The sequence below is a fragment of the Streptomyces sp. NPDC029956 genome, from assembly GCF_055574655.1.
Genome location: NZ_JBVHZJ010000068.1, coordinates 1 through 11,837 on the forward strand (window position 1 = coordinate 1; position 11,837 = coordinate 11,837).

At 72.9% G+C, this 11,837-nt stretch carries 10 protein-coding genes; 4 read left to right on the top strand and 6 right to left on the bottom strand.

Annotation, left to right across the window (positions count from 1 at the left end):
* Positions 1-362 precede the first annotated feature (362 nt).
* On the top strand, positions 363-788 hold the full coding sequence (locus tag ACZ4XX_RS35070) for a hypothetical protein (RefSeq protein WP_468511899.1): 426 nt from the start codon (positions 363-365) through the stop codon (positions 786-788).
* A gap of 99 nt (positions 789-887) precedes the next feature.
* Entirely contained in the window at positions 888-2,333 is a 1,446-nt protein-coding gene (locus ACZ4XX_RS35075) for an aminopeptidase (RefSeq protein WP_468511900.1), read from the top strand.
* 53 nt (positions 2,334-2,386) lie between these two features.
* Here the strand turns inward: ACZ4XX_RS35075 and ACZ4XX_RS35080 are convergent, their stop codons facing one another.
* Positions 2,387-4,213, bottom strand: a complete 1,827-nt coding sequence (locus tag ACZ4XX_RS35080) for a glycoside hydrolase family 3 protein (protein ID WP_468511927.1) — start codon at positions 4,211-4,213, stop codon at positions 2,387-2,389.
* A 112-nt stretch (positions 4,214-4,325) separates the two neighbouring features.
* Complete coding sequence (locus ACZ4XX_RS35085; RefSeq protein WP_468511901.1) at positions 4,326-5,255, bottom strand: LysR family transcriptional regulator; 930 nt, start codon at positions 5,253-5,255, stop codon at positions 4,326-4,328.
* 160 nt (positions 5,256-5,415) lie between these two features.
* Here ACZ4XX_RS35085 and ACZ4XX_RS35090 point away from each other — a divergent pair, with 160 nt between their 5' ends.
* Together ACZ4XX_RS35090 and ACZ4XX_RS35095 are read left to right on the top strand one after the other, a co-directional pair.
* Positions 5,416-6,384, top strand: a complete 969-nt coding sequence (locus tag ACZ4XX_RS35090; protein WP_468511902.1) for an EamA family transporter — start codon at positions 5,416-5,418, stop codon at positions 6,382-6,384.
* On the top strand, positions 6,381-6,968 hold the full coding sequence (locus tag ACZ4XX_RS35095) for an AAA family ATPase (RefSeq protein WP_468511903.1): 588 nt from the start codon (positions 6,381-6,383) through the stop codon (positions 6,966-6,968). Before ACZ4XX_RS35090 ends, ACZ4XX_RS35095 begins: the two co-directional genes overlap by 4 nt.
* Before the next feature lie 38 nt (positions 6,969-7,006).
* On the opposite strand, the gene ACZ4XX_RS35100 is transcribed toward ACZ4XX_RS35095, so the two are convergent.
* From ACZ4XX_RS35100 to ACZ4XX_RS35115, 4 genes are all read right to left on the bottom strand, one after another.
* Positions 7,007-7,789 carry an alpha/beta hydrolase family protein gene (locus tag ACZ4XX_RS35100; RefSeq protein ID WP_468511904.1) on the bottom strand — a complete coding sequence of 261 codons (783 nt, stop codon included), beginning with the start codon at positions 7,787-7,789 and terminating at the stop codon, positions 7,007-7,009.
* Positions 7,741-9,291, bottom strand: a complete 1,551-nt coding sequence (locus ACZ4XX_RS35105; protein ID WP_468511905.1) for a DPP IV N-terminal domain-containing protein — start codon at positions 9,289-9,291, stop codon at positions 7,741-7,743. The genes ACZ4XX_RS35100 and ACZ4XX_RS35105 overlap by 49 nt, the downstream gene beginning before the upstream one ends.
* 68 nt (positions 9,292-9,359) lie before the next feature.
* Positions 9,360-10,028, bottom strand: coding sequence for a DUF4097 family beta strand repeat-containing protein (locus ACZ4XX_RS35110; RefSeq protein ID WP_468511906.1), 669 nt, complete (start codon positions 10,026-10,028; stop codon positions 9,360-9,362).
* Between the two features lie 658 nt (positions 10,029-10,686).
* On the bottom strand, positions 10,687-11,733 hold the full coding sequence (locus ACZ4XX_RS35115) for a LacI family DNA-binding transcriptional regulator (RefSeq protein WP_468511907.1): 1,047 nt from the start codon (positions 11,731-11,733) through the stop codon (positions 10,687-10,689).
* Between the last annotated feature and the right edge of the window lie 104 nt (positions 11,734-11,837).

The window sequence follows — 11,837 nt, forward strand, 5'->3', positions numbered from 1 at the left end:
GCTGCACACCTACAATCACCACCGCGGACACACCGCACTCGCAGGCAAACCACCCGCCAGCCGCGTCCACAACCTCACTGGGCAATACACCTAGGCCCTGTCGTCACACTCCCGCCTGCCCCGCGACGCCATGCACGCGCTCTCGCCGCACTGGGCGCAAGCCCGAGTACTCCAGTACGAGGACTTGCGCCCGGCGCGCCGAGAGCACGCACCTGACGCCGCGGGGCCGCCCTTCGGGCGACGACGGGAGTGTGACGACAGGACCTAGGAGGGTGCCGTCGGGGCCTCCGGGGGCGGAGGCAACCATTCCGGGACGGGCTGCGTCGTACGCCCGTACGTCTATCCACTCGGAAGGGGAACGCATGGCCACGCACCCGCAGCACGCACGACGTGGCCCACGGCTCCTCGCCCGGGTCCTCGCGCCGCTCCTCGCCGCCCTCGCCCTGGTCCTGACCCCGGCCACCCTCGCCCCCGGCGCCGCCGCCGGCACCGCCGAGGCCGTCTCCGTCTGCCAGGGCCGGCCCACCCGGACCATCCCCTTCGCCACCGGCGAGCTCCGCCTCTACCGGACCCGCCACTACGCCTGCGCCGTCACCGTCGCCAAGCGCCCCGGCGCCCGCCGCCCGATGGCCGTCTCCCTCCAGCCGCGCGGCGGCCGCCCCGCCGTACGGTCCGGACGGTTCGACCGGCAGGCCGGGCCCGTCACCGTCCACGCCCTCAACCGCTGCGTCCGGGCGAGCGGTTCGGTGGCCGGGCGGGGCACGTCCGTCGGCTGGATCCTGTGCTGATGTACAGGAAAGTCCAAGAGTAAGGATCAACTGGGGCTGGCGGTCCACACGTTGCCCCCGCTAGGTTCGCGACACCGTTGTGAACCAAGGGGAGGGTGAATGCGCAAGTCGCTGAGATGGGCGCTGTCGCTTTCGGTGCTCATAGGCACCGTGGCACCGACCGGCGTGGCTACCGCCGCGGACACGGACACGGGCAGCACGGCCGTCGTCGACTCGCAGAGCACGGACATCAAGGACCGCATCCTGGCGATCCCCGGGATGAGCCTGATCGAGGAGAAGCCGTACGCGGGCTACCGCTTCTTCGTCCTGAACTACAAGCAGCCGATCGACCACCGGCGCCCGTGGGCCGGCACGTTCGACCAGCGGATCTCCGTCCTCCACAAGGACACGAGCCGCCCGACCGTCTTCCGCACCAGCGGATACTCGCTGAGCACCACCCCGAGCCGCGCCGAGCCGACGCGGATCATCGACGGCAACCAGGTCTCCATGGAGTACCGCTTCTTCACGCCGTCCCGTCCGCAGCCCGCCGACTGGTCGAAGCTCGACATCTGGCAGGCGGCCAGCGACCAGCACCGGATCTTCACCGCGCTGAAGAAGATCTACGGCCAGAAGTGGCTTTCCACGGGCGCCTCGAAGGGCGGCATGACCGCCACCTACTTCGAGCGTTTCTACCCGCGTGACATGGACGGTGTCGTCGCCTACGTCGCCCCGAACGACGTGGTCAACAAGGAGGACTCGGCCTACGACCGGTTCTTCGCGACCGTCGGCACCGAGGAGTGCCGCGACCGCCTGAACAACCTGCAGCGCGAAGCCCTCGTCCGCCGCGCGCCCCTGGAGGCGAAGTACAAGGCGTGGGCCGAGTCGGAGGGCGCCACCTTCAACACGGTCGGCACGCTCGACAAGGCCTTCGAGGCCGTCGTCCTCGACTTCGTGTGGGGCTTCTGGCAGTACTACGGCGAGGACGTCTGCGACCAGATCCCGGTGGCGAAGACCGCCACCGACGACGAGGTGTACAACACGATCGACGCCTACTCGGGCTGGGCCGCCTACACCGACCAGGGCCTGGAGCCGTACACGCCGTACTACTACCAGGCGGCGACCGAGCTCGGCTCGCCCACGATCAGGCAGCCGCACCTCAAGGGTCTGAGCCGCTACGGCTACCAGCCCGCGAGCAACTTCGTGCCGCGCGAGATCCCCATGAAGTTCAAGCAGCACGCCATGCGTGACGTGGACGACTGGGTCCGCAAGAACGCGAACAGGATGCTGTTCGTGTACGGCGGAAACGACCCGTGGGGCTCCGAGAAGTTCCACCTGGGCAAGAGCGCGCGCGACAGCTACGTGTACGTGGCGCCGGGCGCCAACCACGGTGCGAACGTCGCCGGCCTCGTCGAGGCCGAGCGGAACAACGCCACCGCCCGCATCCTCGCCTGGGCCGGCGTCCCCGCCCCGGCGGTCCAGGCGGCGCAGCCGCTGGCCCGCTTCGACGCGCGCCTCGACCAGCAGGTCGACGAGGACGCGACGAAGGAGCACGGCCTGCGGCCGTAACCGCTTCGAGGGGGGTGGGGTGCGTCGCCGGACGCACCCCGCCCTCCGTCGTGTCAGCGGTACGAGAGACCGTGTCCGACCGGGTAGAGCACCTTCGCCGGGTCGTCGGCGCTCTGCACCGGGACCGGCAGCCGGCCCCCGGGCCTGGCCCGCCCCGCCAGGACCCTTACGGCGGCGCGGAGTTCGACATCGGTCCAGGAGTAGGCGGCGAGCGTCGCCCGCTGGCCCTCGATCCGGGCGATGTCGTACGGGTTGCGGATCGCGATCGTCACGACGGGCACCCCGGTGGCGACGAGCCGCGCCACGAGCGTGCGCTGCGGGCTGGTCGCGGTGACGTTGTACGTGCCCACCACGACGACGTCCCTGCCCGCGGCCGCCGCCACCGCCTCCTCGATCTTCGCGGCCGTCGGGGTGATCCCGGTGGAGAGCGCGGTCGCGGAATACCCCAGCTCCGTCAGGGCGGTCGCGAGCGTCGTCGTCGGCGGGCCCGTCGTGCCGGACGGGGAGGCCGGGTCGGCGCCGACGACGAGGACCGAGCGGTGGCTGGTCCGGCTCAGCGGCAGGAAGCCGCCCTCGTTGAGGAGCAGGGTCGTGGTGGCCTCGGCGATCCGGTCGGCCTGGGCGAGATGGGCGGCGGTGCCGACCACCCGCTCGACGCCGGCCCGGGTGACGTACGCGTTCCGGAAGAGGCCGAGCTTCGCCTTGAGCCGCAGGATCCGCAGGATCGATTCGTCGAGCCGGGCCTCCGTCAGTTCGCCGTCCCTGACGGCCTTCAGGACCGCGTTCCAGGCCACGTCCAGCTTCGGCGGGTTGAGCAGCTGGTCCACCCCGGCCTTCAGGGCGAGGACCGGGACGCGCTCGTCGCCGTACTTGGTGCGGACCCCCTCCATGCCGAGCGCGTCGGTGACCACGACGCCGTCGTAGCCGAGTTCCTCGCGGAGGATGCCGGTGAGGATCGGCCGGGACAGCGTCGCCGGGTCCTCGCTCCGGTCGAGCGCCGGGACCACGATGTGCGCGGTCATGATCGAGTCGATCCCGGCGGCGATCGCCGACCGGAACGGCGGGGCGTCCAGCTCGTTCCACTGCGCCCGCGTGTGGGTGATCGTCGGCAGGCCGTAGTGGCTGTCGACGGCGGTGTCGCCGTGCCCCGGAAAGTGCTTGGACGTGGCCGCGACCCCGGCCCGCTGATAGCCCTTGACCTGCGCGGCGACCATACCGGCGACCGCCGCCGGGTCGGAGCCGAAGGAGCGGACGCCGATGACCGGGTTGGCGGGGTTGACGTTGACGTCCGCGACCGGGGCGTAGTTCTGCCGGATGCCGACGGCCGCGAGCTCGGCGCCCGCGATCTGCGCCGCCTTGCGGGCGTCCGCGTGCGAACCGCCGGCGCCGAGGGCCATCGCGCCGGGCACCAGGGTGGCGGGCTCGCCCACCCGGCAGACGATGCCGTGCTCCTGGTCGGTGGAGATGAGCGCGGGGATCGGCGTGGGCTGCGCGAGCGCCGCCTGCTGGATGCCGTTGGAGAGCGCGGCGATCTGCTGCGGGTCGCGGGTGTTGTGGGCCCAGGAGAAGTAGATGACGCCGCCCACGTGGTAGCGCTCGACCAGCTCGGCGGCCGTACGGACACCGATCTCCTGGAGGTTGGCGTCGATGTCGGCCTGGTCGGGTGCGGTGGCGGAGTGGCCGTACACCCGCATCACGAAGAGCTGGCCGACCTTCTCCTCGAGGGACATGCGGTCGATGATCCGCCGGAGCTTCCGGTCGTCGTGTCGGTCCTGCCCGGCGAGGGCGGGGGTGCTCACCCCGGTGACGGCGGCCGCGGCTGCGGCGGCGGTCACCGTGAGGAGGGTGCGTCGGGAGGGGGCGGGGGCGCGGTGGTGCACTGATGCTCCTTCCGGCCGTGCGAGGTTGAAGGGATCCATGCGCGAAAGCCTCGGAAGCCCCGGTGAAGGAAACTTCCAAGGAGTCACGGATAGCCCGAAAGTAACTGCCAGGTCAAGGACCCGCGCACGAATCGCCCACGGCTGCGATCCCGGGCCAGAGCTCCTGGAGCGTACGGACCGTCTCCCGGATCGCCGGGCGCCGCGCCGCCCCGGTCCGCCACATGGCGTGCAGGCGACGTGTCGGCATCGGGTCGAGCCGCACCGGAGTCACCTCCGACGGCAGCGTCCCGCGCCCCAGGCGCGGCACCAGCGCGATGCCCAGACCGGCCGCGACGAGCGCGACCTGCGTGTGGTTCTCCTCCGCCTGATGGACGATCAGCGGCTCGAAACCGGTCTCCCGCAAAGTCCGCGTCAGCCAGTCGTGGCAGACCGTCCCCGGCGGCTGCGAGATCCACCGCTCCGCCGCCAGCTCCTCCCGGCGCACCGAGTCCCGCGCGGCGAGCGGATGGTCCCGGTGGACGAGGATGTCGCACAGGTCGTCGCCGATCACCGCCTGCTCGACCCCCGGCGGTACGGGCAGCGGGGCGATGTCCCAGTCGTGCGCCACCGCCAGGTCGATGACCCCGCGCGCCACCAGGTCGACCGACACATGCGGATCCACCTCGGAGAGCCGGGCGTCGACATCGGGATGGGCCCGGCCCAGCTCCGCCAGCACCCGGGGCATCAGCCCGCGCGCCGCGCTCGCGAAGCACCCGATGGCGAGCCGCCCGGCGGGCCGGCCGCGCCGTTCCTCCAGCCGTACCTCCGCCTCCTCCACGAGGACCAGCAGCTGCCCGGCGGTGGCGGCGAGGTGGTGGGCGTCGTCGGTGAGGCGGATGCCGCGGCCGCTGCGTTCGAGCAGGGTCGTACGGGTCTCCCGCTCCAGCTTCGCGATCTGCTGGGAGACCGCGGACGGCGTGTAGCCGAGGGCGGTGGCGGCGGCGCCGACACTGCCGTGGACGGCGACGGCGTGCAGGGCGCGCAGACGGCCGAGATCCAGCACGGGCGCTCCTCCTCTTCGACGGCCGGGGAGATGCCCGGGAGCGTACGGACCAGGCGTCGCCGCATCCCCCGCCGAGCACCGGGGATGAAGCGTTGCTACATCCCATCATGAAGGAACCCGTGCTGGTGCTACACAGTCCATGGCGGCCATGCTCGATCGCATGCGCCCCGCCCACCTCGCCCTCGCCGTCCTGGTCGCCGCCGTCTGGGGAGTCAACTTCGTCGTCATCGAGATCGGCCTCGACCACTTCCCGCCGCTGCTCTTCTCCGCCCTCCGCTTCCTCGCCGCCGCCCTGCCCGCCGTCTTCCTGGTGGGCCGGCCCACCGTGGCCTGGAAGTGGATCCTGGCGGTGGGACTCGTCCTCGGCGTCGCCAAGTTCGGGCTCCTCTTCACGGGCATGGACCTCGGCGCCCCCGCCGGGCTCTCCTCCCTCGTCCTCCAGGTCCAGGCCGTCTTCACCGCCCTCTTCGCGTTCGCCGCCCTCGGCGAACGCCCCGGCCGCCTCAAGCTCGCGGGCATGGGCGTCGCGCTGGCGGGCATCGGCGTGGCGGCGGCCGACGAGGGCGGGACCGGGTCCCTCGCCGGCTTCGCCCTGGTGATCGCCGCGGCGGCCTGCTGGGGCGTCTCCAACGTCCTGACCCGCAAGGCCTCCCCGCCCGACGCGCTCAACTTCATGGTCTGGGTCAGCGTCGTGCCCGTCCTGCCGCTGCTCGGCCTCTCCCTCCTCCTGGAGGGCCCGGACCGCGACCTCGCGGCCCTGCGCGGGCTCGACTGGACCGGCGTCGGCGTCATCCTCTACGTCGCGTGGATCACGACCGTCCTCGGCTTCGGCGCCTGGGGCCTGCTGCTCCGCCGCTACCCGGCCTCCTCCGTCGCACCCTTCTCCCTCCTCGTCCCCGTCTTCGGGATGTCCTCGGCGGCGCTCGTCCTGGGCGAGGGAGTGAGCCCGGCCCGCTGGTGCGCGGCGGCGCTGCTCGTCGGGGGAGTGGCCCTGACGTCGTTCGCACCGGGCCGCCGAGCCGCCGGAGCCGCGCATCCCGTGGCGGCGCCGGAGCCCGTGGCCGTATTGTCGACCGGCCGTCCCCCGGGCGGGGCGGACCGCACGATCAGCGAGGAACGGACCCCATGACCTTCGAGAACATCACCGTCGACGTCCCCGGACCCACCCCCGGAGCCGTGCTGCTCGCCGGCATCCCCGGCAGCGGGAAGTCCACCGTCGCGGCCGCCCTCGCGGCCCGCTTCGCCCGGGCCGCGCACATCGAGGTCGACGACCTCCAGTCCCTCATCGTGAGCGGCGGCCGCTGGCCGAGCCCGGACGGCGACCCGGAGGCGGACCGCCAGATCCTGCTGCGGGCCCGCAACGCCTGTCTCCTCGCCGACAGTCTCGCCGCGGCCGGCTTCCTCCCGGTCCTCGACGACGTGGTCGTACGCCGCTCCCACCTGGACCACTACCGTGCCTGCACCAAGGGTTCCGCCCTCCGGGTGGTGATCCTCGCCCCCGGCCCCGACAAGGCCTGGGAACGCAACAACGCCCGCGACAAGCGGCTGACGACCGACTGGGCGTTCCTGGACGAGGCGATGCGCGCGGAACTCTCGGACGAGGGCGTCTGGATCGACAACGCGGACCTGACGGTCGAGGAGACGGTGGACGCGGTCCTCGCGGCGACGGGCCTGACCCCGGAGAAGCAGCCCGGCTGCCCCTCACCTCGGTGAGGGGCAGCCGGGCTCGCCTCGCGGCCGTGGTGTCGTGGTCAGGCGAACATGTCGGCGAGCAGCTCGGGGCCGATCACGATGGGCGCCGGGCGGTAGGAGGGCGGCAGCGTGCCCATCAGCTCGCGGACGAGGAAGTCCCAGCAGCGGGTGCGGACATGGGCCAGGCAGTCGATGAAGGTGTGCTCGGCGCCCGGCACGACATGCAGTTCGAAGTCCTTTCCGGCGGCGAGCAGCCGGTCGGCGAACCGCAGGGTCTGGTGGGGGTGCACCTGGTCGTCCATGTCGCCGTGGACGAGCAGCAGCTTGCCGGTCAGCCGGCTGGCGAGGTCCAGGTTGGACGTCCGGGCCCAGGCCTCGGCGGCGTCCGCGCCGTCGTAGGACTCGACGAAGCCGGCGTTGAAGGTGTGGGCGTCGTGCGAGCCGGAGAGGGCGGCCCCGGCGCGGTACGTCCCGGGGAAGTCAAGCATCGCGCGGGCCGCCGCGAACCCGCCCCCGGAGTGGCCGAAGACACCGACCCGCTCCAGGTCCATCCACGGCCGGGTCTCGGCCAGTTGGCCCAGCGCCGCGACGTGGTCGGCCAGGGAGCCGGCGTCGGCCAGACGACCGAAGGAGGCGTCGTGGAAGGCCTTGCTCCGGCCCGGGGTGCCCCGGCCGTCGAGTGCGATGACCACGAAGCCGAGTGCCGCCAGGGGTTCGGCGTCCATGCCCATGCCGCCGGGGTCGAAGCACGGGGCGACCCGGTTGACCTGCGGTCCGGGGTAGAGGTTGTCGATCACCGGGTAGCTCGTGGCGGGGTCGAAGTCCCGCGGCCGGTACAGCACCCGTAGATGTCGGTCTCGCCGTCGGCCGCCTTGACGCGGAAGCGCTCCGGCGCGGTCCACCCGGTGGCGGCGAGCCTGGTGATGTCGGCGCGCTCCAGCTCGACGAGCACCCGCCCGGTCCAGTCGCGGACCGTGGTGACGGGGGCGGTGTCGACGGTGGACGCCGAGTCGATGAAGTACTCCTGGTCGTACGGGCTCTCCGGCAGGGTGGCGATGTGGTCGAGCGTGTCGTCGGTGAGCCGGGAGAAGCCGGAGCCGTCCAGGCCGACCCGGCACACCGTGCGCCGGTACGGGTCCTCGTCGACGAGCCCGGAGGCCGTGAAGTACACGACCCGCTCGGCCTCGTCGACGCGCAGGATCTGCCGCACCAGCCACGGCCCGGAGGTGACCCGGCCGAGCAGCTCCCCGGTGTGCAGGTCGTAGCGGTAGAGGTGGCCCCAGCCGTCGCACTGCGAGAACCACAGCACCTCGTCGGCGAGCACCCGCACGACGGGCGGCTCGGTCATCCACTGGTTGGGCTCCACCCGGGTCTCCCCGGACTCGCTGATCAGGGTGGTGACGTCGCCGGTGACCGGGTCGAGGCGGTTCAGGGTGAGGGAGTGCTGGTCCCGGGTCCGGGCGAGGAAGTGGACGGCGGAGCCGTCCGCCGCCCACCACGCCCACTTGACGGTGATCGGCGACACGTGGGTCATGATCAGCGGCTCGGTCCGGGCGCGGACCACCGTGCCCGCGGCGACGTCGAGGACGACGAGCTCGGCCAGCGGCAGATGCTCGTCCCCGGCGTACGCGAACGGCTGGGTGTGCAGGCGGGGCGCACCTCCGTCGGCGGGCATCGCCTCCACGAGGTGGGTCGTGCGGACCTTCCGCTCGTCGGTCCGGTGGGCGAGGACCTTCGTCGAGTCCGGCGACCAGGCGACGGCGGGCGGCAGGTAGGGCACGCCGAGCTTGCGCAGCAGGGTGGCGTTGCCGGTCGCGGCGGGACCCGGGCCGTAGGCGTGACCGGGTGCGCCGTCGGTGGTGAGCGGCCACTCGCGGCCGTCGGAGAGCGAGCGGGCCCACAGGTCGTGCCCGCGCTGGGACACCGCGGACCTGCCGTCGGGCGACGTCACGTCCAGCGGGTTGCCCGGGGCGGCGAACTCGGCCGGCTCGCAGACGTGACTGTCCAGGTCGTAGCGCCAGTACGCGCCGAACGCCACGAACCTGACGTCCTTGTCGGTGAGTTCGATGCCGATGAACGGCAGGGCCTCGGGGTCGACCTGCTGCGCGGAGGCGGTGGTCAGCGAGGCGGCCAGCCGGACGTGGTCGAAGACCGGCTCACGGGTGCCCGCCGCCGGGTCGACCAGCATGAACCGCCTGCCGGCCCCGTTGCTCACCGCGTACCAGAACCGGGCGCCCCCGTCGATCCACTGCGGCCTGACCTTGTCACCGACGACGAGCTCGCCCGGGCGGGCGGGGCGACGGAGAAGCTGCTCGGCGGCCTGGTAGTTCTGCGTGGTGCTCATTCTGCTTGTCCGTCCTCGGAGTCGGTCGATGGAGATCCGGTGGGGGCGGGTCACGCCGCCGGGAGGGTTCAGAGGCTGCGGGCGGTGATGTCGCCGTAGGAGGTGGTGGCGTGGATGTTCAGGCCGGCGGCGCCGTCGGTGTTGGTGAGGGCGTTGTGGACGCGGCCGTAGGCGGTGCCGGCGTTCAGCGTGGCGGAGACGCCGCGGGCGGCGCCGACCGCTATCTCGCCGGACTCGGTGCGCAGCACGACCGTGCCCCGGGTGGCCTCGGCGATGCGGAGGCCGCCCTGCTGGGTGCTGATCTCGGCAGGGCCGTCGAGGCGGCCGACCGCGATGTCGCCGGCGAGCAGGGTGATGCGGGCGCTCGCGGTCTCGTCGAGCGTGACCGTGCCCTGCGCGCCGTCGAGGACGATGTCGCCGAGCCGTCCGACGCCGCGGAGTTCGGCGGCGGCCGTCTTGGCCTCGACGCGGGACCCGGCCGGGAGCTGGACGGTCACCTCGACCGATCCGGAGTCGCCGAGGATCTTGTTCTTCGCGGGGGCGGCGGCGATCCGCAGGACCCCGTCGGTGAACTCGACGGTGGTCTCTTCGGCGGCCTTCACGTCGGCGCCCTTGGCGGCGTTCGCGGGGCGGACGTCGACGGTGGCGTCGGCACGGTCGGCGGCGATGAGCTGGATGCGGCCGGCGGGGATGTCGAGGACGGTGGTGAGGGCGGCGGTGGCGGTGAACGTCTGCACGGTTCTTCTCCTTCTTGAGGCGGGCCCACTGCCGGGCCCGTCGTTTCCGATGAAGGAAAAGCTACGTTGCGTTCACGAGTCTGGCAACGCATCCATTGCGTGAAACGGCCATCACTGCAGGTAGATTCAAGGATTTCGTTGCAACGATTTCGAGGCTAATGCAACGTGCAGAGTGTCGCGTGTTGCAATGAACTGAAAGTGAATGCACTGCGGGGCGCGCCGGGCGTCGGTGCGGGCGGGGGTGGGCGGGGCGCGGGTGCCGGCGCCGACGGGAATGCGGCAGCGCGGCGATGCGGCGGTGCGGTCGGTACGGCGGCGATGCGGCGGTACGGCGACGTGCGCGTCATCGGATGTGGCCCGGCGGGCCGGGTCGGGGGGCCGGGTCGGCGGCTGTGCCGCGCGCATGCCGCGCGTCCGGCGTCGCGCCCTGCGCGTGCGCCGAGGCGGCCGGGCCCCGTGAGGTGGCCGGGCCCTGTGAGGTGGTCGGGCCCTGTGAGGTGGCCGGGCCCCGCGAGGCGCCGGGCCCGTGTGCGCCCGAGTCGGCCCCGTGTGCGTCGGGGTCGGCCCTCGCCGGTGTCCGGTGGGCCTGACGGTCGTCTCTCGGCGATGTCGGGATGGCGGGGGCCGGCCCCCGCCCATCACTCGGCGGCTCGGCCGCCTACCCCCGGGGCCGCCCCGTGGACCCGCGTACCACCAGCTCCGCGGGGACGCGGGCCAGGCCGCCCGCCGGGGGGTCCTCCGTGCCCATCGCCAGGCGGCCCGCTCGTATCCCCGCCTCGTGCAGCGGCAGATGGACCGTCGTCAGGGACGGGACCGCGTCCACCGAGAACGGGAGGTCGTCGAAGCCCGCCACGGACACGTCGTCCGGGATCGACAGGCCGCGTTCCCGCAGGGCCGCGCAGACGCCCAGCGCGACGGTGTCGTTGGCGGCGACGATCGCCGTGAGGTCCGGGTCGCGGGCGAGGAGTCCGGCCGTGGCCTCGTAGCCGGCCCGCCGGTCGTACGCGCCGTGGACCGTCGGGCCCTCCGCGATCCCCGCCGCGGCGAGCGCCGCCCGGTGGCCCTCCAGGCGGTGCCGGGTCGTCGTCCGGTCGGCCGGGCCGGCCGCGTAACCGATGCGCCGGTGGCCGAGTTCGAGCAGGTGCTCGGTGAGGCGGCGCGCGCCGCCCCGGTTGTCGAAGACGAGCGCGGCCGCGTTCGCGTCGCCGGTGACCGGCGGGCGCCCGCAGAGCACGACCCGGGTACCCGCCTCCGCCAGCTTGGCCAGCTTGCCGGTCGTCGCCGCCAGGTGCTCGGGGTCCTCCAGGGAGCCGCCCATGAGGATCACGGCCGCGGCCCGCTGTCGCTGGAGCAGGGTGAGGTAGGTCAGTTCGCGCTCGGGGGAGCCGCCGGTGTTGCAGACGACGGCAAGCTTCTCGCCACCGCCCCGCCCGGACGCGCTCTCCCCGATGGCGCTCTGCGCCGCGCTCGCCATGACCCCGAAGAACGGGTCGGCGATGTCGTGGACGAGGACGCCGACGAGGTCGGAGGTGGCGGCGGCGAGCGAGCTGGCGGGCCCGTTGAGCACGTAGTCCAGCTCGTCCACGGCCCGCAGCACCCGCTCGCGGGTCGACTCGGCGACCGGGTAGTTGCCGTTGAGGACGCGGGAGACGGTGGCGGGCGAGACCCGTGCGCGAGCGGCCACGTCCGCCAGGGTGACGGTCATCGTGTGCGTACCTCCAGGGCCTTGTCGACGGCGATGTCGGCAGGCTAGCGTCATCGCCGATGGAAAGCGCTTTCTATCGAAGCGCGGAACACCGGGGAGAGGAA